20 protein-coding genes and 2 tRNA genes are annotated in these 24,143 nt (G+C 35.1%); 8 read left to right on the forward strand and 14 right to left on the reverse strand.

Translation table 11 applies throughout. The features are described 5' to 3' along the window. Nucleotides 1-46: 46 nt before the first annotated feature. The 4 genes from LKL37_RS11550 to LKL37_RS11565 form a co-directional block, all read right to left on the reverse strand. Entirely contained in the window at nt 47-1,453 is a 1,407-nt protein-coding gene (locus LKL37_RS11550) for a hypothetical protein (protein ID WP_431610727.1), read from the reverse strand. 170 nt (nt 1,454-1,623) lie between these two features. Next, nucleotides 1,624-3,162, reverse strand: a complete 1,539-nt coding sequence (locus LKL37_RS11555) for a T9SS type A sorting domain-containing protein (RefSeq protein ID WP_431610728.1) — start codon at nt 3,160-3,162, stop codon at nt 1,624-1,626. A 262-nt stretch (nt 3,163-3,424) separates the two neighbouring features. Further along, nucleotides 3,425-3,495, reverse strand: a tRNA-Gln gene (locus LKL37_RS11560). A gap of 230 nt (nt 3,496-3,725) precedes the next feature. Then, nucleotides 3,726-3,796: transfer RNA gene (locus LKL37_RS11565), tRNA-Gln, on the reverse strand. Nucleotides 3,797-3,895: 99 nt separating this feature from the next. Here LKL37_RS11565 and LKL37_RS11570 point away from each other — a divergent pair. The 4 genes from LKL37_RS11570 (at nt 3,896) to LKL37_RS11585 (ending at nt 7,398) form a co-directional block, all read left to right on the forward strand. Continuing rightward, complete coding sequence (locus tag LKL37_RS11570; RefSeq protein ID WP_431610729.1) at nt 3,896-4,924, forward strand: AMP-binding protein; 1,029 nt, start codon at nt 3,896-3,898, stop codon at nt 4,922-4,924. A 7-nt stretch (nt 4,925-4,931) separates the two neighbouring features. After that, complete coding sequence (gene arfB / locus LKL37_RS11575; protein WP_431610730.1) at nt 4,932-5,324, forward strand: alternative ribosome rescue aminoacyl-tRNA hydrolase ArfB; 393 nt, start codon at nt 4,932-4,934, stop codon at nt 5,322-5,324. A gap of 367 nt (nt 5,325-5,691) precedes the next feature. Next, the gene (locus tag LKL37_RS11580) at nt 5,692-6,072 is read left to right on the forward strand and encodes a GreA/GreB family elongation factor (RefSeq protein WP_431610731.1); all 381 of its coding nucleotides are present in this window, start codon (nt 5,692-5,694) and stop codon (nt 6,070-6,072) included. A 354-nt stretch (nt 6,073-6,426) separates the two neighbouring features. Beyond that, on the forward strand, nt 6,427-7,398 hold the full coding sequence (locus tag LKL37_RS11585; RefSeq protein ID WP_034673009.1) for a deoxyhypusine synthase family protein: 972 nt from the start codon (nt 6,427-6,429) through the stop codon (nt 7,396-7,398). 443 nt (nt 7,399-7,841) lie between these two features. Here the strand turns inward: LKL37_RS11585 and LKL37_RS11590 are convergent, their stop codons facing one another. Then, on the reverse strand, nt 7,842-7,988 hold the full coding sequence (locus tag LKL37_RS11590) for a hypothetical protein (protein ID WP_431610732.1): 147 nt from the start codon (nt 7,986-7,988) through the stop codon (nt 7,842-7,844). 74 nt (nt 7,989-8,062) lie between these two features. Between LKL37_RS11590 and LKL37_RS11595 the strand changes: the two genes are divergently transcribed. Beyond that, a complete protein-coding gene (locus tag LKL37_RS11595; protein WP_431610733.1) occupies nt 8,063-8,359 on the forward strand; it encodes an MGMT family protein in 297 nt (98 codons plus the stop codon). A 292-nt stretch (nt 8,360-8,651) separates the two neighbouring features. Here LKL37_RS11595 and LKL37_RS11600 read toward each other — a convergent pair whose 3' ends face one another. Beyond that, a complete protein-coding gene (locus tag LKL37_RS11600; protein ID WP_431610734.1) occupies nt 8,652-9,044 on the reverse strand; it encodes a helix-turn-helix transcriptional regulator in 393 nt (130 codons plus the stop codon). Between the two features lie 209 nt (nt 9,045-9,253). Continuing rightward, nucleotides 9,254-11,149: a molecular chaperone HtpG gene (htpG, locus tag LKL37_RS11605; protein WP_431610735.1), complete on the reverse strand. Its 1,896-nt coding sequence runs from the start codon at nt 11,147-11,149 to the stop codon at nt 9,254-9,256. A 154-nt stretch (nt 11,150-11,303) separates the two neighbouring features. Between htpG and LKL37_RS11610 the strand changes: the two genes are divergently transcribed. Together LKL37_RS11610 and LKL37_RS11615 are read left to right on the forward strand one after the other, a co-directional pair. Then, nucleotides 11,304-14,204, forward strand: a complete 2,901-nt coding sequence (locus tag LKL37_RS11610; protein ID WP_431610736.1) for an alpha/beta hydrolase family protein — start codon at nt 11,304-11,306, stop codon at nt 14,202-14,204. Nucleotides 14,205-14,347: 143 nt separating this feature from the next. Beyond that, entirely contained in the window at nt 14,348-15,781 is a 1,434-nt protein-coding gene (locus LKL37_RS11615) for a hypothetical protein (protein ID WP_431610737.1), read from the forward strand. Between the two features lie 328 nt (nt 15,782-16,109). Here LKL37_RS11615 and recA read toward each other — a convergent pair whose 3' ends face one another. The 3 genes from recA to LKL37_RS11630 form a co-directional block, all read right to left on the reverse strand. Then, the gene (gene recA / locus LKL37_RS11620; RefSeq protein ID WP_105703959.1) at nt 16,110-17,111 is read right to left on the reverse strand and encodes a recombinase RecA; all 1,002 of its coding nucleotides are present in this window, start codon (nt 17,109-17,111) and stop codon (nt 16,110-16,112) included. 459 nt (nt 17,112-17,570) lie between these two features. Beyond that, on the reverse strand, nt 17,571-18,755 hold the full coding sequence (locus LKL37_RS11625; protein WP_431610738.1) for an oxygenase MpaB family protein: 1,185 nt from the start codon (nt 18,753-18,755) through the stop codon (nt 17,571-17,573). 79 nt (nt 18,756-18,834) lie between these two features. Beyond that, nucleotides 18,835-19,635, reverse strand: a complete 801-nt coding sequence (locus LKL37_RS11630) for a response regulator transcription factor (RefSeq protein WP_431610739.1) — start codon at nt 19,633-19,635, stop codon at nt 18,835-18,837. Between the two features lie 143 nt (nt 19,636-19,778). Here LKL37_RS11630 and LKL37_RS11635 point away from each other — a divergent pair, with 143 nt between their 5' ends. Further along, nucleotides 19,779-20,534, forward strand: a complete 756-nt coding sequence (locus LKL37_RS11635) for a hypothetical protein (protein ID WP_431610741.1) — start codon at nt 19,779-19,781, stop codon at nt 20,532-20,534. Nucleotides 20,535-20,669: 135 nt separating this feature from the next. Here LKL37_RS11635 and gap read toward each other — a convergent pair whose 3' ends face one another. The 4 genes from gap to LKL37_RS11655 all read right to left on the reverse strand — a co-directional run bounded on the left by gap (nt 20,670) and on the right by LKL37_RS11655 (nt 24,069). Next, on the reverse strand, nt 20,670-21,674 hold the full coding sequence (gap, locus tag LKL37_RS11640; RefSeq protein ID WP_047096698.1) for a type I glyceraldehyde-3-phosphate dehydrogenase: 1,005 nt from the start codon (nt 21,672-21,674) through the stop codon (nt 20,670-20,672). Nucleotides 21,675-21,706: 32 nt separating this feature from the next. Further along, nucleotides 21,707-22,693, reverse strand: a complete 987-nt coding sequence (pfkA, locus tag LKL37_RS11645) for a 6-phosphofructokinase (RefSeq protein ID WP_105703955.1) — start codon at nt 22,691-22,693, stop codon at nt 21,707-21,709. An 83-nt stretch (nt 22,694-22,776) separates the two neighbouring features. Further along, nucleotides 22,777-23,655: a DUF4846 domain-containing protein gene (locus LKL37_RS11650; protein WP_431610742.1), complete on the reverse strand. Its 879-nt coding sequence runs from the start codon at nt 23,653-23,655 to the stop codon at nt 22,777-22,779. A 66-nt stretch (nt 23,656-23,721) separates the two neighbouring features. Continuing rightward, entirely contained in the window at nt 23,722-24,069 is a 348-nt protein-coding gene (locus LKL37_RS11655) for a winged helix-turn-helix transcriptional regulator (protein WP_431610743.1), read from the reverse strand. Nucleotides 24,070-24,143 lie beyond the last annotated feature (74 nt).

Below are 24,143 nucleotides of genomic sequence, written 5' to 3' on the forward strand. Positions count from 1 at the left end.
AATATTTATCAATATAAAAGACCTTTTGAAAGGTCTTTTTTTATTTTTAAAATGACAGAACTGAATTCACATTATTCCCGTTCCAGATGTAAATAAGATTAAAAGGATCAGCCAGATAAAATACATCATCAACGAGAAATTTATACTCATGCCTGCCTTTCGGAACTTCAACCTCTGCGTACCAGTATCCTTTTTGCTTCTCAAGAACAATTGGTTCTTTTAGCCATTGGGTAAAACTTCCGATAAGTTTTACATTTTGAGCACCCGGCCAGGCATTGATTTTAAAAATAACCTTTCGGGAATTTCTTTTTACATATAAATTCGCCAGATAATCATCCGGAGAATTCTGAAGCACAGAGCGAGAGTATTTCTGCGATTGTATAGAATCTCCTTTATATTGATAAGCGATAGCGAGCCAGTCATTAATCAGTATGCTTTTACGCGTTCTCTTTTTCAGGGTTTCAATAAATGTGATGGCATCATCGGTTTTATATGTTCGGAGAAGATCTGCCGCAAAATAAATAGCATCATTATTTTTAAAATTATAAATATCCTGCGAATTTTTAAATAAAGAATTGTAAAGATGAATAGTTTCGGAGATCCCTCTACGCTGATAAACGGAACTTAAAACGGGTCTGATATTTTTTGGAAAATATTCCGTAATGTCTGAAGAATGTTTTCCTTTTTTCAGCTCTTTAGCTAATTTGAATCGGATAGATGTGGTAAAATCTCCCTTTAAATAAACCACCATTTCCTGCTTTTTCAGATTAATGGTCATTGAGTAGTTGGTTATAATATCTCCAGGTTCTCTCTGTGCAGTTTCTGCCAGAATATGGGTAATATTCTTTTCAGTAAAAGAAGGAGACTGAGCCAGAAGATCTGTGGATGTTTCTCTTCTCCAGCAGGCTTCCCGGTGTCCGTTAGCAATGCAGTAATTAGTCAGTGAAAAATTTTGGGTAGTTTTAGTCACAATATAATTCCCGTGAATTGTAGCGTAATCTCCGGAAGAATCAGCAATGAATAATTGAGCTCCTGAAAGCTTTACTAAGTTATAGGGAGCAATCAGTTGAAGCGCCTCTTTTACACTTTTACATTTTTTCAGAATATCATTTACTACCTCCTGTTCCCTGTTTATTTTTGATGAATTAGCAACTACAGGAATATCATCAATTGCAGTATAATCTAAAAAAAGGCCGTGTTCATTCATCCCTCCCTGAGGATATTGCCACATGATATCATTATATCCGTTATGTTTTTCAGACCATAGCATGTATCCCCATGATTTTTCTTCCCTGGGAATATACCAGAATCTGTATTTCATATCAGGGCTTTCATCCTCATTATTGCCTATCCATACATTTTTACCATCATTGGCTAGAAAAATAGTACAGGCATTTATTGGAATGAAAGTGCTTACTATCAAAAATAAGATATATATTATTTGGGGTTTCATTACTTTAAAGATAATTTTTTTTCATAAATGCCTGACAACCTTGTTGTTATTTTTTTATAATAATATTAAAGAAGCTGATTACTCATTTTAAAATTTTAAAAATGGCAGGAAAAAAGAAAACCACCCTTCAAAAAAGATGGTTTATATTTTAAATAAAATTATAGATGCTCTTATTTCTTCATTAATTTTAAAGACTGTCTGTCTCCTTTTTTAGTTTCAATCTGTATGATATAATTTCCTTTTTCCAATCTCTGAATATTCATTTGTTCATTGAATATGGAAGAACCGCTTTGAATTTTTTTGCCGGACATGTCAAAAATGCTGTACTCAAAACTTTCGCTGCTGTATTTCTTATTTTGTATCGTAATATTATCACCTGCGGGGTTAGGATAAAGGGTAAAAGCAGTATTCTGATCTTTTGCTGATGTTTCATTTATTCCCAGAAAACCACTGTTAAACTTAGTCAAAAAAGACTTGGAGCCATACGTTACGCTGCCGCCGGAATAGGCGAGAACAAGTGAGCCATCATTAAGATTAAATAACTTTTTAACATAATCAGCTCTTATTGATGCAGTGGGAGGAGCTGCCATGAAATACTGGAAACCGGCACTTGAAGTGGTATAGTCTACACTTCCGTTAGCATTCAGTCTTGTTACGAATAGTTGCTGAATAAGGTTTTGGGTACCATTATACATGTTCATTAAAGCTCCCATTACTACTATTTTTGAATTAGGTAATACGGTAATCTGTCCCAATGTCAATTGCTGTGCAGTGTTAAAGTAATAATCAGGTGTTTTTCCATTATTAGCAAATCCAGAAACAGAAGACCCATCTGAAATCTGGATTTTAGATAAGAAGAAAGTACCTAGGTATGGAGAGCTTTTCTGGTGCAATACCACAATGGAATTAGTAGCATAATCATATTCAAAATTTCTAACTGAGGAACCATCAGTATTAGGAATAAAAACAGCTCCATTATTACCAAATGTAGAATCATAAGTACCGTCAGGCAGCCTTCTTTCGATATAAGAGTCCTCTGTGTAGATTAAAGTATTGGTTTTAGTACCCGCCATTACCAGTTTTCCGTCATTTTGGATATAGAATTTTTTAGGATAAAATGTATTAAGTGCTAACTTTCCATTGGTACCGAAATTAGTATCAATCACACCATTCTGGTTTACTTTTACCATATAAGAACCCATATTGGAAATAAGAAGATAACTGTTTCCGTTCTGATCTACTGCAAAATCATCTGCTGTACCATTTTGGCTCACAGATTGGGTCGTAAAACCATTGGTGCCAAAACTGGTGTCCAGAGATCCGTCAAGATTAATTCTGGTTAGAAACCAATCATATAAGCTGTGGGTAGGAGTAGCATTTACCCTCCCATAGATCAATATTTTGTTATTGTTTAAAATAATTTTTTTGATAGATTCACTTTTATCTGAAGAATTGATACCCATGTCATAATTCTTTGTTCCAAAGGACGTATCAAGAATTCCACCTTGGTTTACCTTTCTGATGGTGATAGAACCTGTGGATGTAGCAGTAATAAATTGACCATCCGGCAGCATTACAGCATCCGATACTTCTCTATAATCATCATACATGCAATAACCGCCATTTCCAAATGTAGGATCCAGACTAAAGCTTTGGGCATTCAAAAAAATGGTAAAAATTGAAAAGAAGAAGAAATAATGTTTTTTCATAGGTTATAGTTTTTTAATTGATTAAAATTTTAAATCGAATTTGATTCTCAAGTTTTAAAAGTTGGCAAATATACGAACTATTGCTGTAAATGAAGTGGAGACTTGGTGAGTTACCAGATAATGTAAAATATTGTTTCAATAAAAGATTCACAGGTTTTTAAAACCTGTGAGATTTATTAAACTGGTATAATAATCCATAAGTAAATGTATCTGAGTAAGATATTAAAAAAAACAAAAACCATCCTTAAAAAAGGATGGTTTGTAGACCCACAGGGATTCGAACCCCGACTGACGGTACCAAAAACCGGAGTGCTACCGTTACACTATAGGTCTGCTTTATTTTGGTGTTGCAAATTTATATATTTTTTTCTTATTTACAAATATCTTATTTGAATTTTCTGCTGTTTAAATGAAAAAATAGGATTTGTTTTTTTCTAATCTCTGCCTCATTGAAGTAGGGCAAGAACTTTTTCCCAGAAAATCAAATCCGGATGATGGAATTTTTAATGAAAAAATAGTCTATTAATAAAAAACAAAAAACCATCCTTAAAAAGGATGGTTTGTAGACCCACAGGGATTCGAACCCCGAATGACGGTACCAAAAACCGGAGTGTTACCGTTACACTATAGGTCTGTTTTATTTTGGTGGTGCAAATTTAAAGCTTTTTTATTTATATACAAGAACTTTTTGAATTTTTTTTTAAATTTACTGTAGAATTTATTTACGGAAAACATGCTGATAGACTTCAATAATCTCAATATTAATAAATTATCATTCGATACCGAATTTGAAAAGAAAGTGAAAATTTTTCTGGAAGAGTGGTTTTCAGAAAAAACAGGAGTGAACGTACAGACTTCTGGCTCTACCGGAGTACCAAAAATTTTTGAAATTGAGAAAAAGAAAATGATCAATTCTGCGGTGATGACCTGTAAATTTCTTGGATTAAAAGAAGGTGATACGGCATTACTCTGCCTGCCAGTAGAATATATTTCAGGGAAAATGATGATCGTACGTTCTATAGAAAGACACCTGAAATTAAAAATTACCGAGCCTTCTTTAAAACCTGTTGAAAACCTGGAAGAAGAAATAGACTTTTGTGCCATGACACCACTTCAGGTCGAAAACTCGCTGGAAAAACTTCACCTGATCAAAAATTTGATCATTGGAGGTGCTGCTGTTTCAGAAAGCTTGAAAAGTAAGATTCTCCAGATGAATCTTAGCAATTCAAACCGTATTTTTGAAACCTATGGAATGTCTGAAACCCTTTCCCATATTGGTTTAAAACAATTGATGCCAGAGCAGGAAGACTATTTCACAGTTTTTGAAAATGTATCCATTTCTTTGGATGACAGAGGATGTCTGAAGATCTTTGCGCCCAATGTAAATGCTTCTGAATTGCAAACTAATGATTTAGTTGATATTAGAAACGGGAAACAGTTTAAATTTCTCGGAAGAATTGATAACGTGATCAATTCCGGAGGAGCAAAAATTTCCCCGGAAACCCTTGAAGCTTTGGTGAAAAAAGAACTCCTGAACGAAGCAGTATTTATGGGCTTGCCGGATGAAAGTCTGGGACAGAGATTGGTACTTATTATAGAAGGAAATGAATCGGATGAGGTGATAAAGAAAATTTCAGAAATACCTTTTGAGAAGAATTTCCACAGGCCGAAAGAAATTATTTTCATCAATGAAATCCCGAGAACACCCAATGGGAAAATAAACAGACTGGAACTTTATAAAAATATAAACATTAACCTTTAATAAAAAAATGAAAGACTTTTCGAAAGAACTCAGTTTCAAAACTTCCCGCAGCAGCGGGGCAGGAGGACAGAACGTCAATAAAGTGGAAACTGCCGTTACCGTACTTTGGAAAGTCGATAGCTCAGAGTTTTTTAATGAAGATGAAAAAGTATTGATTCAAAATAAACTCAAAAACAGGATTAATGCGGACGGCTTTCTATTCCTGACAGTTTCTGAAAGCAGAACCCAGCTCATGAATAAAAATAAGGCCATCGAAAAAATAATTGAAATTGTAAACAAAGCACTTATTGTTCCTAAAAAGAGAACGGCAACAAAACCCTCAAAAGGACAGAAACAAAAAAGACTGGACAATAAGAAAAAGCTTTCTGATAAGAAAGAGAACAGGCGTTTCAGACTTTAGCTTGCCTGCTTTTTGATCTAAGAAAATCTGAAAGTGTTCTTAGAATGTGGCCGCTACATTCCATTTTTAATCCCTATATTTGTAATAATTACAAAAGTTTTTATAATAATGACAGCAACAATCTTTTTATCAGCAGAAAGCCGACAATCAGGATTGTTGCTGTCATTACTTTATCTTCATACAGATTCTTTTCTGAAAAGTTCTAAGGACTTCATCATTTAGGCCCTGTCAGGATCCAAGACAGGGAAGAATTTCCGATTTTATATATTGTTTTTTGCGGTTTTCCATAGAAGAAAGCTGTCTTACACCTGGATTCTACATTGGATCATTGGGGAATAACTGCATATTAATTAAAAAAATGAAGAAAATGTCCAATTATATTGTTGTAACTACCGGAATTTATGATGCTATAAAAGATACACTCAGAAGAAAAAAAGTGAGCATCGGAGAAGAAAAAAGACTTACAGAAGAACTTAGAAAAGCAAAACAGGTGCTGAGAAGAGACCTGCCTGCCGATATTGTAACGGTAGAAAGGAAAGTGACCTTAAAAGATCATACATTGGATTTTGAGCACGAATATATTTTTGTGCCGTCTACCAAAGCAAAACTTAAAAAGAATAAACATTCCATACTTTCAGATATTGCCCTGGCGGTAGTAGGATATAAAGTAGGTGATATTATAGATTGGCCTTTCAGAGATGGAGAAAGGAAAATTGAGATTCTAAAAGTGGAAGCCTGGGAAGGATAAATTCCGGTTGAATGCCTATTAGGTTGAATTACAATGAAAGCGTGGCTCATTTTGGGTCGCGCTTTTTTATAAACTGAATGTTAGAAAAGGCAAAGACGCAGATTTCGCAGATGTTTATGAAAATCTGTGTGATCTATGTGAAAATTTAATCTAAAATTAAAGGTTTTCCCTTGCTGAAAATCTCAGATTTTATTGCGTCTTAAAATTTTTTATCATGCATCAAACTCTTTGCGCGTTCGCTTTTCCAACAAATAACAATTTAACAAATGATAAAAAAAGACGCTCTGTCACACTTTCTTCAAGTGCTTTGACTGCATTCCGTTTTTAAGTTTTATCTTTGCAAAAATTAAAAAAATGAGCAAACCGATAACTGAATTCATAGAAAAGTATTACCTGCACTTCAACGCAGCTGCATTGGTGGATGCTTCTAAAGGATATGTTGCACATCTTAAAGATGGCGGGAAAATGATGATTACTTTGGCAGGAGCAATGTCTACTGCTGAATTAGGAAAGATTCTTGCTGAAATGATCCGTCAGGGAAAAGTAGATTTTATCTCTTGTACAGGTGCTAACCTTGAAGAAGATTTAATGAACCTTGTAGCACACTCTCACTATGAAAGAGTTCCTCATTACAGAGATTTGACTGCTCAGGATGAGTGGGATCTTTTAGAAAGAGGTCTGAACAGAGTTACAGATACTTGTATTCCTGAAGAAGAAGCTTTCAGAAGATTACAAAAACATATCGTAGAGATCTGGAAAGATGCAGAAGCTAAAGGAGAAAGATATTTTCCACATGAATTCATGTACAAAATGATCCTTTCAGGAGTATTGGAGCAGTATTATGAAATTCCTAGAGAAAACTCTTGGATGATCGCTGCTGCAGAAGCCAATTTACCAATCGTAGTTCCGGGATGGGAAGATTCTACAATGGGTAACATCTTCGCTTCTTACTGTATCAAAGGAGAGCTTAAAGCAACTACAATGAAATCAGGTATCGAATATATGACTTACCTTGCTGACTGGTATACTAAAAATTCAGGAGGAAAAGGAGTTGGATTCTTCCAGATTGGTGGAGGTATCGCAGGAGATTTCCCTATTTGTGTAGTGCCAATGCTATATCAGGATATGGAAATGCATGACATTCCTTTCTGGTCTTATTTCTGCCAGATTTCTGATTCTACAACATCTTACGGTTCATATTCAGGAGCTGTTCCTAATGAGAAAATCACTTGGGGTAAACTGGATATTACTACACCGAAATTCATCGTTGAAAGTGATGCAACAATCTGTGCACCTTTGATGTTCTCTTATATCTTAGAAAACTAAGAACAAATTCTCAAACGAGATTACAATATCAGCGCTTCAATTTATTTGGAGCGCTTTTTTATTTCTTTGGAAAAAATATTAGACTATTTAAACCATTAAGGAAAATGAAGATGATAAGAATAATTAAGTTTCATCTTTGATGAGAAGTAAAGCATGCCGCTAAATAAAATAGCTTTAGCTAATTTCCCTTAATATTCTTTAAAACTTAAATAATCTTAACGGTTCAAATAAGTGGTACACAATATTCCCGCAGATTTTACAGATAAAAAAAATTGTAAAATCAGATTAAGATTAAATAAAATTCAACGGTATAAAATTTTATCGAAGATAAAATCCTTGCGCCCTACAACACATAGTATTAAAATAGTTTTGCGACTTTGCGTTTTCCAAAAAATATACATAAACATCTGTGAAAACCTGTGATATCCTCAGGAAAAATAAAATCAATCCAAAGAATTCACCAGCACAAAATAACGATACGCCAAAATTCTTTTTTCAATCTTATTCAAATGATTGGGATCTTTATTACTCAGTTTTGGGAGAAGTTTTTTATTAACCGCATTCAACAGTCTGAAAAATGATTTTTTCATATCTTTATCTTTTAATGAAACATCACCGAGCTTCATGGAGTTCAAAAATGATGCAAAAAAGATAGTAAGCAGATATGGACGAAATTTTCAAACAACAGGTATACGAAGTAGCAAGGCTTATTCCCAAAGGAAGAGTGTCTACTTATGGCGCTATAGCAAAGGCTGTTGGCTATCCTAATCATTCCAGACATGTAGGAAAAGCGATGGGAGGTTGCCCGAAAGATGTTCCTGCTCACCGTGTCATTTCAAGCTCAGGAGTCTTATCTGTCCCGGAATTTCAACCTAAATTGGAAGCTGAAGGGATTATTATTGAAAATTTCAGAATAAAAAATTTCAAAAAATTGTTCTGGGATCCGTTAAAGGAATTGTAATTTGAGTAGAAATTTAATTAAGAAGATTTTTTAAACGCAAAGCTTTCATTTGTTTTCTTTAATATTTAAGGGAGCAAAGGAGTAATCAATAAAATTAATTCTCTTTAAGCGAACGTAGTTTACTATAACAAAGCTTTATCAGCGACAAAGTCGCAGCTCTTTGCCTTCTGAAATAAAATATAAGAATCATTAGTTCTTTGCGTTAAAAAACACTAGCATACATTAATGCAAAAAAATGTCACTCATAACTTAATATGAGTGACATCTATATTTTTTACAGTTTCAAACCGTATTATTTTCTTCCTCTTGGGAGACCTTTCAGTTCTTCTTTCAGTCTTTCGTTTTCCTCTTTTAATAAAGAAATATAGTTTTGTAGATTTTCAATGATAGCTCCCGGAATATTATCATAATTATTCTGGTTGGTAATTACTCCTGCAGAAGAAGATCTATCATTAAATACAGGATGGTCATTATTAACAACTACTGTAGGTTCTTCCTCTTCATAAATATCTTCTACCGGTACATTCAAAAAACGGGCAAGTTTGTCCCATTCATCTTTTACGATCCTCACATCACCGCTTTCTTTTCTGCTGTAATTAGATACATCTGTTGCGATAAAATCAGCTACCTGCTGTTGAGTGTAGCCTTTTTGCTTTCTGATGACGCGTAATTTTTCTTTTTGCATGACCGACATTTTATACAAAAATGGCAAAAAAGCATAAGCTATACAATAAAAAGTATAAAAAATATAGAGCAGAGGAATGAAGGCTAAGGTAAAAAATAAAAAAGGTTTATAATATGAATGCTGTGTATATTATTTATTGATGATTTTCGCTTTCCCAACCTTCTGTAGACAAAAAAAGACTGCTTCAAAATGAAACAGTCTTCTCTATATTATTTTTCAAGCTGCTTATAGCTTCTCTGTATAAAATCTGTCAGGTCTTTTCCTTTCAGCAGGTTTTGTGAAAGCTTGGCAAGATCCAGAGCGTATTTAATTAAACTCTCTTTCTCTTCCGCATTCTCAGTCTTTAAAATCTGATTAGAAAGCTCACTGTTCGAATTCACCACAAGATTATACATCTCCGGGAAACCTCCCATTCCGAACATACCGCCTCCGCCTGTAGCCTGCATTTCTTTCATTCTTCTCATAAATTCAGGCTGGGTAATCGTGAACGGAGCATCATTACTGTCAAGATCTTCAAGCTGAACAGTAAATTTAGAATCCTGAATTGCTTCTTCTACATTTTTTTTCAAAGATTCTTTTTCCGTTTCATTCAGTTTTGAAATTACCGGCTCGTCTTTTTTGATCAGATTATTCACATGATCAGCGTCTACTCTTGCAAAAGAAATATTTTCCTTTGAAGTTTCAAGTTTCTGAATCACGTGTGAAATAATAGGAGAATCCAATAACAGAATTTCGTATCCTTTATCTTTCGCAGACTGGATATAGCTGTGCTGCTCATCTGCATTGGTAGCATACAATACAACTAACTTGTTATCTTTATCAGTCTGCATTGGTTTGATTTTCTCTACCAATTCATCCCAAAGGAAATATTTACCGTCAGTTGTAGGATATAGTGTGAATTTGTCTGCTTTTTCAGCAAATTTCTCTTCAGTAACAATTCCGTATTCAATAACTACCTTGATGTCGTTCCATTTTTGCTCATAATCTTCACGGTTTTCGTTGATCAGAGAAGCCATTTTGTCGGCTACTTTTTTCGTGATGTAAGACGAGATTTTCTTTACAGCACCGTCTGCCTGAAGGTAAGAACGGGAAACGTTCAATGGGATATCCGGAGAATCAATGACCCCTCTCAGAAGCATCAGGAAGTCCGGAACAATACCTTTTACTTCGTCTGTTACGAATACCTGATTTTGGTATAATTGAATTTTATCCTTGTCGATATTCAAATTGTTACTCAGTTTCGGGAAGAACAGAACTCCGGTAAGGTTGAAAGGATAATCAACATTCAGGTGGATGTTGAATAAAGGTTCTTCAAACTGCATTGGGTACAATTCGTGGTAGAACTTCATATAATCCTCATTAGTCAGTTCGCTTGGAGCAATCGTCCATGCCGGTACCGGATTATTGATGATATTGTCTACTTCTTCTGTTTCAGCTACAGCATCCTCAGGAGCACCTTCCGGTAAAGGAAGGGTATGTGCTTTTGTTCCAAATTTGATTGGAACAGGCATGAACTTGTTATACTTTAATAACAGCTCACGGATTTTTCCTTCTTCTAAAAATTCTACGGAATCTTCAGCAATATGAAGAATAATTTCTGTACCTCTGTCAGTTTTGTCAGCAGTTTCTTCAAGAGTAAATTCCGGGCTTCCGTCACAGATCCAACGTACAGCTGGCTCATCTTTATAAGACTTTGTAAGGATTTCTACTTTTTCTGCTACCATAAACGCAGAGTAGAATCCAAGACCAAAATGTCCGATAATCCCTGAATCTTTTGCAGAGTCTTTATATTTTTCCAGAAACTCTTCAGCGCCTGAGAAAGCAACCTGGTTGATGTATTTCTCAACTTCTTCACCTGTCATTCCAATACCTTGGTCAATGATGCGTAACGTTTTCTGGTCTTTATCAATTTTAACTTCAAGTTTTGGATTTCCATATTCCACTTTTGCTTCACCGATGCTTGTTAAATGCTTTAATTTTAAAGTAGCGTCAGTCGCATTGGAAATCAATTCTCTTAAGAATATTTCGTGGTCACTGTAAAGAAATTTTTTAATAAGCGGGAAAATGTTTTCCACAGATACATTAATATTTCCTTTAGTTGTCATATTTTATAATTTTTAATTTTCAAATATTTCTCAAAAAAAATACCACGAAGAAGAATGTGACAGATTGACATTTTCTCGATTTATAATCAAAAAAGTCTATTGTGTGGATTTTTCAAAGAAATACCTTATTTTTAATTCTTAAAATTCTTTAAAAATGAAGTTGAAATGTACAGTTTTTATTCTGCTCATCATGACCTGTTTTGTGTATGCGCAGAAAAAGCCTTTAGACCATTCTGTTTATGACAGTTGGCAAAATATCGGCTCGAGAAAAATCTCAAATGATGGAAAATGGGTTGCCTATTCTGTAGATGCTCAGGAAGGAAATCCTAACCTTTTTTTATATTCGGTTAAAAATAAAACCTCGAAGAAGTTTGCAAGAGCTGCAAAAGTGAATTTTACAAATGATTCCAGGTTTGCTGTTTTTCAAATCCGTCCGCAGTATAAAGATATAAAAGCGGTAAAAGATAAAAAACTCAAACAAAATAAATTAACAAAAGACAGTCTTGCAATCATTGATTTTTTAAATGATAAAACAGAGAAAATCCCCAATGTAAAAGGTTTTAAAACTCCTGAAAAAGCGGGCTCTTATGTTGCCTATCTCCTGGAAAATACAAAAGATAAATCTTCGGATGATGATTCTGATAAAGATGATGGAGATGAAAAGAAAGATGAGGAGAAAAATGCAAAACCATTGCAATTAGTGGTGCGAAATCTTTTGGATGGAAAAAGTACAACCTACGATAATGTAGTACGCTACGAGTTCAGCAAAAATGGGAAGCAGCTTGTTTTTGTGACTAAAAAACCTGATGAGAAAATCAGCAAAGATAAAAAGGAAAAGAAGGATTCATTAAATAATAAATCTGAGGATAAAAAGATCACTGACAAATCAAAACCAAAGAAATATACTCTTCAAACGGTACAGGTTGTTGATCTGCAAAAAGGAACTGTCAATAAAATCTCTGAAATGGAAGGCGATTTTTCACAGTTGTCTTTTGATGAAGAAGGAAATCAATTGGCCTACGTAGGAACTGCTTCTGCACAGAACGATATGGTGAAACTGTATCAGTTGTATTACTTTAATTTTAAACGAAACAAAAAAGAAATCGTTACCAATGAAAATGCACAGATGAAAAAGAACTGGGTGATTTCTGAAAACCGTTTACCTTTATTCAGTAAAAATGGAAAGCAGCTGTATTTTGGAGTTGGTCCAAAACCTATTGCAAAAGATACAGCAATGATTGCGAATGACCATGCTGTAGTAGATGTCTGGAATTACAGAGATGATTATCTTCAAACGGTACAGTTAAAAGAACTGAAAAATGATTTGAAGAAATCCTATGCAGCAGTAATGCAAACAGAAAAACCGGACTTTTTTAGAAATATCGATGGGGAAGACTTAGATACGTTACGATTGGTAAACGAAGGAAATGCTGAATTCGCAATGGGTATTACAAGTCTTAATAACCGTATTTCTTCGCAGTGGGAAGGTTCAACAAAGAAAACTTACTTCTTGATTGATAATAAAACAGGAGAGAGGACGGAAGTTATTAAAAACCTGGATGGAGCAGTTGCTGTATCTCCGCTTGGAAATTTTGTTGTGATTTTTGACAGAGAAAAAGGGAAATGGCTGAGCTATAACGTGAAAACAAAACAAATACTTCCGTTGAATACCGGTGTACCTGTTTCTTTCGTTGATGAAGAATTTGATATGCCGGATTTTCCGAATTCTTATGGAATTGCATCATGGACGGATAAGGACGAATCTGTGATTATAAGAGACCGTTATGATCTTTGGGAATTTTTCCTGAACGGTTCAAAAAAGCCGAGGAATATTACTAATGGATTTGGGCGTAAGAATAAAATAACATTTGATACGTACGATTTAGATAAAGATATTAAAAGCTTAAACCGAAAATCAGCCATTTATTTGTCAGCGTTTGATAATACGTCCAAGGCGAACGGAATTTTCAAAACATCTATTCAGTCGAATGCTGATCCTGTGAAAATTCAGATGGAAAATGCTTGGGGATACAGAACTCTTCAAAAAGCAAAAAATGCTGAAGAATATATTTTAGTCAAAGAATCGTATACAGATTCTCCCAATATTTTTACAACATCAGATTTCTCAGAACAGCAAAAGCTTAGTAATACCAATCCACAGCAAAGTCAATATAACTGGGGAACTAGCGAACTGGTAAACTGGACAACACCAAAAGGAAATACATCCACGGGAATTTTATACAAGCCGGAAGATTTCAATCCGAATAAAAAATATCCTATGATTGTCTATTTCTATGAAAAACTATCGGATAATTTAAACCGTTATGTTGCACCAGCACCAACACCTTCAAGATTAAATATTTCTTATTTTGTAAGCAATGGATATCTGGTTTTCACCCCTGATATCTCTTACACAGACGGATTCCCAGGAGAATCTGCAATGGAATACATCAATTCCGGAGTTGAAAAATTAAAGCAAAATTCTTGGGTAGATAGTGCTAAAATAGGAATTCAGGGACAAAGCTGGGGAGGTTATCAGGTAGCCTATCTGATTGCTCATACCAATATGTATGCAGCGGCATGGAGTGGTGCTCCTGTTGTCAACATGACTTCCGCATATGGTGGAATCCGATGGACTTCAGGAATGAACAGACAATTTCAGTACGAAAAATCGCAAAGCAGACTAGGAAAAAATCTATGGGAAGCTCCTGATCTTTATATTAAAAACTCACCGCTTTTTACTATTAATCAGGTGAAAACTCCGGTAGTTATTATGAGTAACGATAAAGATGGAGCAGTTCCGTGGTATCAGGGAATCGAAATGTTTACTGCATTACGCCGTCTCGGAAAACCAGTATGGCTTCTGAATTATAACGGTGATGATCACAACCTTATAAAACGCCAGAACAGGAAAGATATTCAAATACGCGAACAACAGTTTTTTGATTACTATCTTAAAGGAGCTAAAGCTCCGGTCTGGATGACGAAAGGGATCCCAGCCACCCAAAAAGGAAAAGACTGGGGATTTGAGCTGACAGATGATAAACCTAATTAATAAAAAATTCCGGCGGAGCCAAAGGCTCCGCCGGAATTTTTTATTACCAAAACAATGAAGAATAAACTGACACAATGGCATTTTTTTTATGATGGGTCTGTTGAGCACTTTTATTATATTTACCGCCAATTATAAATAACAGTATGGGAATCTTTGATTTTTTTAAGAAGAAAAATAACAATCAGGAAAATGTGAGTACTCCGGTTCAGGAAATGGAAATGCCAGAGGAAAAAATAGTAGAGGAAGTGGTGGAAGAAGTTGTGGAAACGATACCAGAAACTCCTTCACAGCAGGTAGAAGAGTCAAAAATAAATGAAGAATTTGAAAAAATCAGGATTTATAATGATTATATAGTGTATTCTATCGCTCTTCAGTTAAGAGGTGAGTATACACCTATTTCAGCTTTTGAAAAAGAAAATGGTGAGGTGGAAGGCTTTGCTTATATGGTAACTGAAGATGCATATGCACTTTCTCCACAGCAGGCGATCGGACAAATGGAGGAAAAGTTTGAGAATGAACTTCAGGCAGGAAAGATTAAATCTTATATGATCCTGTATCATTCTCAGTTTGATCATAACGGAAATCACACTCCGGCAATTCAGGAAGGGGAGTTTAAAGGGATTTCTCTTGCATATCATTTTGCAGGTCATGATAAGTTGAAAACAGGTCTGCCTTATGTTTTCGAAAATCAAAATGTTACTTATAAAGGTTTTGCAGAGTTTTCTCACGAAGAAAATAATACAATCATGAATCATCAGTTAGTGGATGGTAGAGATTATTTCCCGAATACAGAAGCTATTGCGGCTCCTGAAATGACTAACGAGATAGGAATTATTATCAGAAAATCGAACGTTCATAATCTTATGAATACATGGAGCGGAATTTTTGGTCATCAGAATTTCCAGACTAAAGATTACGGTCAGTATCTGACAAATGTTTTAATGCAGTCTACGGTTTCTGATCCGCTCGGAGAAAGCAAAAGTAAGACAGAATTTGAGGATGTAAGGTTCAAAACCATTTTTACTGAGCAACTTAGTACAATAATTCCGGAGGTAAAAACCAATTATGTTTTAGATTTTGAAACGAGATCAATCAGAGAGTGGGAAAATGCACTGAACTTACAGGCTATCGTAGCAGGTCCTGCCAGAGATACTTTTGGCGTTTGGTTCTTTGCAACGGATTATGCAGAAAATAGAAATACATACCTGACACAGCCACATCTTAAGGTGAACGTAAGTGGAATTGTTTTGATCCTTGATGCCCATACAAATACTGATTTACCGGATGGTACCAAAATGAGTGAAGATTTCACAACATATGCACCAAGTCAGGATCTTCCTAATTATGCATGTTTTGACTTCATTGGCCAAATTGTAGACTTTAAGGAAACAGAATTACTTGATGACGGAAGTATTAAAGGATATATTCTGAAACTGAAGCTGATCACGAATGAAGAAAATGAAGATTTCTTTACTATTGATGCTTTTGTGAATAAAGAGAATATGAGAATAGAAACGCTTACCAAAGGAATGAAAGTAACAGGAGCACTTCAGCTGCAAGGTAAAATTGCTGAATAATCTTTAAAAAATATACAAATTCAAGAGGTTGTCCGAAAGGTCGGCCTCTTTTTATTTTGTGATCTAAGTAAAGAGTTGGGTATTATTTAAACGTAAAGGACTAAAAGATACGAAAGCTGATCCTAAGGAAGCAAAGATTTGCGACTTTGTCGCTGATGAAGCTTTGATTAATACGTTCGCTTAGTAAGGATCAATGAAATTGATTCCACCCTTAGCTCCCTCAAAATGGTATAGCTTTAAATAAAAACTTTGCGTTTAATAAAAACATGTACGCTTAAAAACAAAAAAGGCAATCCGAAGACTGCCTTTTCTATATTTTTCTGAAAAATTATTTATTTTTCATTTCCTCTTTGATCTTGTTTTCCAATTCCTCAGAAAGATCAGGATTGTCTTTTAATACATCTTTTACAGCATCACGTCCCTGACCCAATTTAGTCTCTTCGTAGCTGAACCAAGATCCACTTTTCTTCACAATTCCCATATCTACAGCAGTATCCAGAATTTCTCCTACTTTAGAAACTCCTTCTCCATACATGATATCGAATTCTGCCTGCTTGAAAGGAGGTGCTACTTTGTTTTTTACAATCTTCACTTTCACACGGCTACCGATAGCTTCGTCACCTTGTTTGATAGGTGCACTGGCTTTTCTGATATCAATTCTTACAGAAGCATAGAATTTAAGGGCGTTACCTCCGGTAGTCGTTTCAGGGTTTCCGAACATGACACCGATTTTTTCTCTCAACTGGTTGATGAAGATTACTGTACATTTTGTTCTGGAAATAGTCGCAGTCAATTTTCTTAATGCCTGAGACATCAATCTTGCGTGAAGACCCATTTTAGAATCTCCCATTTCTCCTTCAATCTCTGCTTTTGGCGTAAGAGCGGCTACGGAGTCAATTACAACGATATCAATAGCTCCAGAACGGATCAGGTTATCAGCAATTTCTAAAGCCTGTTCACCATTATCCGGTTGAGAAATGATTAAGTTTTCAAGATCGATTCCTAGTTTTCCCGCATAACCCCTGTCGAAAGCATGCTCTGCATCAATGAATGCAGCAATACCCCCTGCTTTTTGAGCCTCAGCAATAGCATGAAGGGTCAAAGTTGTTTTACCTGAAGATTCAGGACCATATATTTCAATGATTCTTCCTTTTGGATATCCGCCTATTCCTAATGCAATATCTAATCCTAAAGAACCGGAAGGAATTACTTCTATTGTATTGTCTATAGATTGATCACCTAAAGTCATTACAGTACCCTTTCCATATGTTTTATCTAGTTTGTCAAGCACTAAAGCGAGTGCTTTTTTCTTATCATCAATGTTACTCATCTCTATTAAAATAATTTCTCAAAAATACATAATTTAAACATCAAAAGCTAATATTATTTATCCCTGAAAGCTGTTTTTAGAGTTAAAAAATGATAAAATTTTGCTGCTGATCTTATTCATAACGAAGCACATGCGAAATGTGGTATCTAAAGTATTTTTTAATTTTTTTACTAAATAAGAGAAGCTGTTTTTTGTTGGAAATCGCAAAGGCGCTAGTTTCATAGAATGCTTTTGTTTTTAAGTCGCAAGGATTATTTTATCTCCGATAAAATTGAATACTGAATATTTCTCTCATGGATTGTGCAGATGCTAATGAAAATCTATGTAATCTGTTTGATCTGCGAGAAGATTTTATACTTTCCCTTGCTGAAAATCTTCGATTTTCTTGCGTCTTAAAAGTTTCCATGATGAATTAAAACTCTTTGTACCTTTGCGATTTCCAACCAAACAAGGTTTTATTTAATGAAAGTTTGAATTTTTAGTGATGTTAAGATAATCTTCCAGTACTTTCATCTGGTCTTTGTTTCCTCTTTGTATTCTCGCTTCACGGCTGACGAGTTGATCATAAATTTTGTTGAAAAGTATTTTCGATTTCGGAAACAGATTTCTGTAAGGTACTTCCGGAATTTGTAATCTTTTACACACTTCATCATCCAGAAGAAACCAGGTACAGGAGATGTGCAGATACCTTAAATTTTTTCTTTGAAATTCAAATTTTAGAATAGGATTTTCCAGCGACTCATCTAGCAGAGAATGGGCAAGAAGAACAGAATCTTTATCCGAAGGAGGCTGCATAGAAGTCCATAAATAAAAATATTCCGTTGCCTGTTTCTTGTCTTCAGGGAGAAGCTGCTCCGGAATTCCCAGAAGATATCCTACGTATTTCCAAAGGTGAAAAATTCCCTGTTCTTCTTCGATAGAAAAACTATTTCCCAGTTTCTGAAGACTATGAAGAAAGACCAGGCTGAATCCGATATAGGTTGCCATCATATCCCACGAATTGATAGGCTCTCCCCAATTTTCAGTATCCCAGTCTTTATAATGTTTTTTAATGGAAAGTCTGGCGTAAGAATGAATCAAACGGGTTTTTATCGCAAATTCGTACCCTTTTGCATGAATGTCCAGTGCGTTGTAGCGGGTTGCATTCACCCAAAAATCCAATGTTTCCGAAAGACGCTTCACTGCACCTTTTTTCAATGCTTCTGTGACAATAAGGGGTTTGTTGAGGTAGGCATAATCATAGCCGCCGATCAGACAATAATCTCTCAGGGAAATCAAAGAATCGAGGTTGCTTCTCATACAAAGTTCAGCACCGTTTTTAAGCAGATTATAATCCAGCCATTGGGGAACTTTTTGAGTTTGGCTGAAAAGCTTTTTTACACTTTCAGGAACTGAATCTGTTTCTGAAACTCCATTTCTGATATAGTGCTCAATTTCTCTTGATGCCTCATGAAATTTTTTAGTGAAATAAACATCTTTTACAACCTCGTCACCGGTTTCATCAACATGATAAAAGTAGGGAGCAAATTTTTCAAATTGTTCAAAGTTCACCTTTGCTCCGGAAAATTCAATAAGCTGTTTTCCATTGCCACTTTCCCAAAAATTTTTGAAATGGGCAGCATCTTTAAAACGGGGTTGTATCATGTTCATTCCTTTACCTATAAAAGTACAAGTTTTGCACCGAAATATACTGGTGAGATTTGTCAGGATAATGATTTCTTTTCTATAGATATCCCCATTCAAAAGTTTTTTTAATCAGCTCAGAGCTGTTTTTGCAATCGGATTTTCTTAAAATATTTTTTCTGTGGGTACGAACAGTTTCTTCTGAAATATTAAGCTGATCGGAAATTTCACATGTTGAATATCCTTTTGCAATGCAATTGATGACTTCAACTTCTCTTTTGGTGAAAATGACAGGGATAGATTCGGGGAATTTGCCATGATCCATCCATTGCATCTGGTGAAAATCTTCCCGGCCGTTGATTCCGGAAACTAGGACAACATAAGAATTTTGGTGCGTGATGTGTTCAATATTGGTATGGATGTTTACTGCCTGCAAAAGCCTGCCATCTTCATCTTTATAAGTATGCAAGGCCTGATGATGAAACAGTTCATAATTACCTTTTGAGGTTCTCATTCGGAAACAGTAGCTGGTTTTCAATTCCTGCTGATAGTCAAAACCGTCAATTTCTTTTATTTTTTCTATGGACATTCTTTCTGCTTCCATCACAAATTCTATATCATCGGGATGGATGAGGTCTATAATTTCTTTCAGATGTACAGGATATTTATGTAGACCATGAATTGCTAAAATATCTTCGTCATGATTACAAATAATGGTGCTGTCTGCAAAATTGATTACATAATAATAGAATTTTCCGGGAGCAAAAATTTCTCCGATTATGTTTTCAATGATGGGAACGGGTAATATTCTGTTGTCGTTCTGTAAAATTTCAGGATAATCATTCCAGACCTTAATGAGGGGATGAGGTCTTTTTGCGTGAGTCAGGTGTTTTTTCTTCATTGGTTAATGTTTTCTTAAAAATAATAAAATTATGTTAAATAAAATCACCCTTTTGTGGTATTTCGTGTGGTAGGTAAGTATTGTAGCTTTAAATAAAACTAATGACCATTTCAAAAAAACTTTAATCTGAAAAATAAATAACCATGAAAACAAAAATTGTATTGCTGTTTCTGCTTGGATGGGTGGGGATGGCGTTTGGACAAGAGAATGAAATAATTTTAGATGGAAACTATTATATAAATCGTATAATAGGTTCTGATAATCCTAAACAAGATAACAAAGGGTTTTATTTTTATGCAAATAAAAAAAATTTAAATGGTAAATATAGATTGACTGTAGATAGAATTGATGGTGATAAGGTCTATTTTAGTATTTGGAGATTTAAAGATAAAGAACTGACGTCTAAAATAAGTGACACAGAGTATATTCTTCCAAAAGAAGAATTTATGACATTAATGAGGCCTTTATATGACAAAATAGATTGGAGGGTAGGCTTTTATACTATGCCCTTTAAATTAAGATTTCATGATTTTAGTTTTGATGCAAATATTAATTTAGGGGGTAATTTAGGAGCAAAAATTCGGATTAATAGAATGAAGAAAGATGGTTTTGCTTTAGAGCCCATGGTTGGAGTTGGGTGGTCAAATATAAAAATGGATGATAGTAATAGCTCGGCAACATCCGCTACTAATATTGGTGCTTTTACTATTAATACTGGATTATTATTTCATATAACATCAGAAATAAATATCGGATTGACTTTAGGATGGGATAACATAAGTGGAAATGATCAAAAAAAATATGATTGGAAGTATAATGGAAAAGGCTGGCTTGGAATTGGTATAAATTTTTCCTTTTCTAAGGAAGAGAAAAATACAGGTTCAAAAGATTCAAATTAAAATGTGTATGCCTTTGCAAAAATTTTGTCATTTTTATGAATAAGAATAAACGAATAAAATAAATATAAACTGCTTCACAAAACAAAAAAACCTTCCCATCGGGAAGGTTTTATATTGCTTATCGCTTATTACTTATTATAAAGAAGCAGCGTGTACAAGCATATCTACTAACTTGTTAGAGTAACCCATTTCGTTGTCATACCAAGAAACAAGTTTCACGAAGTTAGGAGAAAGCATAATACCAGCATCTTTGTCGAAGATAGAAGTTCTCTTATCTCCTACGAAGTCCTGAGATACTACAGCCTCTTCAGTATATCCTAGGATACCTTTCAATTCACCTTCAGAAGCAGCTTTGATTACTGAACAGATTTCTTCATAAGAAGCAGCCTTTTCAATTCTCACTGTTAAATCTACTACAGAAACATCAACAGTAGGTACTCTGAAAGACATACCTGTTAATTTTCCGTTTAGTGAAGGGATTACTTTTCCTACCGCTTTAGCAGCACCTGTAGAAGAAGGGATAATGTTATTTAGAGCAGCTCTACCACCTCTCCAGTCTTTCATTGAAGGACCGTCAACAGTTTTCTGAGTAGCTGTTGTAGCGTGTACAGTTGTCATTAAACCTTCTACGATTCCGAAGTTATCGTGGATTACTTTAGCTAAAGGAGCTAAACAGTTTGTAGTACAAGAAGCGTTGGATAAGATTTTGATATCATCCGTAAGTTCCTTGTGGTTTACACCCATTACGAACATTGGAGTATCATCTTTAGAAGGAGCAGAAAGAATTACTTTCTTAGCACCTGCAGTAATGTGTTTTGCAGCGCTTTCTTTATCTAAGAATAAACCAGTAGATTCTACTACGTAATCTGCACCAATTTCATTCCACTTTAGGTTGCTTGGGTCTTTTTCAGCAGTTACTCTGATTTTTTTTCCGTTTACTACAAGGTCATTTCCTTCTACAGAAACTTCACCTGGGAAAATACCGTGTACAGAGTCATATTTTAACATGTAAGCCATGTATTCTGCATTGATTAGGTCATTGATTCCTACAACTTCAATGTTGTCTCTTTCAGTCATTGCTCTGAAAACAAGACGTCCAATTCTACCAAAACCGTTGATACCTACTTTAATTGTTGACATAATAGTTTGTTTTTATTAGATTATAAAAATAATTAGATTGCTAAAATTTCTGAAATCAGCAAAAGATCACTGTTGATTTCGTTATGTTTTTTAATGGCTTCTTCTATTGGCGTATACGTCAAATCATTGGAACGCATTCCTGCCATTACATTGTTTTGTCCTTCCATTAATCCTGTTACAGCACCATATCCTAATCTGCTTGCTAAAACCCTGTCTGCACAGCTTGGAGAACCTCCTCTCTGCATATGCCCCAAAATAGCGACACGGATGTCATAATCAGGGAATGTCTGTTTTGTTTTTTCTGCAAGTTCGTAAACGTTAGCTAGTTTTTCGCCTTCCGCTACCACTACAATACTGGATGATTTTCCTGTTTTTTCAGCATTTCTGAATTTCACGAAAAGCTCATCAATACTATCTTTTTTCTCAGGAATTAAAATATCCAGAGCACCTGTTGCCAATCCGCTGTTTAAAGCAATAAAACCAGCATCACGACCCATTACTTCCACAAAGAAAACTCTGTTATGGGAAGTTGCCGTGTCACGGATTTTATCAATAGCATCCATTGCAGTATTCAAAGCAGTATCGTAACCGATGGTATTATCCGTTCCGAAAATATCGTTGTCGATAGTTCCCGGGATACCGATTACTCTGATTCCGAATTCTTCATTAAAGATTTTTGCACCGGTAAATGTTCCGTCTCCTCCAATACATACCAATCCGTCTATTCCAAGTTTTACGCAGTTGTCGTAAGCTTTCTGACGGCCTTCTTTCGTTCTGAACTCAGCGGATCTGGCAGATTTTAGAATCGTTCCACCCTGGTTGATTATATTTTTTACGGAACGAGCTCCCATTCTCAGGAAATCATCGTTGATAAGGCCGTTGTAACCTTCTCTTACTCCGTAACATTCGATATTATAGTAATTGGCGGTTCTTACTACCGCTCTTAATGCCGCATTCATACCCGGAGAGTCACCTCCTGAAGTAAGAACTGCAATCTTTTTTACAGCACTCTCTTTCATCAAGTAAAAAATTTCGAACACAAATTTACAAAAACAAGTTCAGATTATCGTAGTAACTTTCCAATAGTTTTGAATATAAATTATTAAAAGCTTCTGAAGTTTGTAGGTTTAAAAAAATATCGTGCAGTTTTCGTTTCCGAAGCATTCACGTCAAGGTCGTACCAAGGCGTAAAATAGGGATTAAATGGATTGGAGAGCACATGAACCGATTGAGCAGGTGTGAAACCTTCACTTAATAAGAACAATCTTTTACCTTCCTGATTTTTACAGACACCAGAAATAAAAACGATGTGTCCCGGACTGCCTGGTGTAATCAGAATATCTCCCGTTTTCAGATCAGAATTCCTCATTGCCGGCTTTGTTTCTTTGTTTAATGAAATCGTTCCGGCATAATTAAAAATCAGATCCAGATAATTTCTGAAACTCTCATAAGAATCATCAAATGCAGCCGTTTTTCTGAAGTTGACCGAATTTCCATTCACAAAAGCTCTCATTCCGTTTTTATAATCATTCCAGCTGAAAAGATCTCCACTGGTAAAATGAAATTTAATTTCATCAAATTTTTTCGTTTTATAAAGATACTCGGCTCTTATACGGATAGCGGCATCAGCACATTGCTGAAGATCCTTATTTCCGGTATCAATATCAAAAACGGCTTCATGAAGATGCTGGGTAGAAATAGGCGTTTCGTCATATTTTAAAATTTGGCTGCCATAAGGTTTCAACTTAAAATTTTCGATAAAATGCCCAAAAGAACCTGGTTTTTCTTCAATCCACTCATAGCCTTCCGGTGGAGAAAATCTTTCCCTAATGGTATTTTTATTCTTATTGATTTTTAAGGCATTTTCTGTAATTAAATGCTCGTTCTTATCCGGCTCAGCCAACAGACGATCTGATGATTTTTCTTTTGTACAGCCTGTGAGAATTAAAAATGCTGTGATTCCGGTGATAACTTGTTTCATGTGTTTTTAGTGTACACAAATATCATTTTTTTTCACAGATCTGCCAATATATAATCTGAAAATCTGTTAGTTTAATGACTCTTCGTTCTCAGGAATCAATAATTTTCCCCAATCATTCAATTTCCAGAGGATTTCCACCAGTTTTTCACCAAGTTCTGTCAAAGTGTACTCAACCCTTGGAGGAAGTTCATTAAAAGACTGCCTGGTTAAAATACCATCTTCAACCATTTCACTCAACTGCTGATTGAGAACTCTCCGGTCAACTTTAGCAATACCACGCAAAAACTCACTGGGGCGTTTTTTTCCTTCATTAATCTGCCAGACGATAGGAATTTTCCACTTTCCACTAATGGTATTGACGGCCACTTCCAACGGACAAATTTTATTTTCTTCTGCTCTTCCCTTTGTTTCCATAAAATTGACTTTTTTATCCCTATGAGTGAAAAATATGCGGTATTGTTTTTGTCCGCACACTTTCAGACTTTTGT

The sequence above is a fragment of the Chryseobacterium sp. 'Rf worker isolate 10' genome (assembly GCF_050753305.1).
Classification (GTDB): domain Bacteria; phylum Bacteroidota; class Bacteroidia; order Flavobacteriales; family Weeksellaceae; genus Chryseobacterium.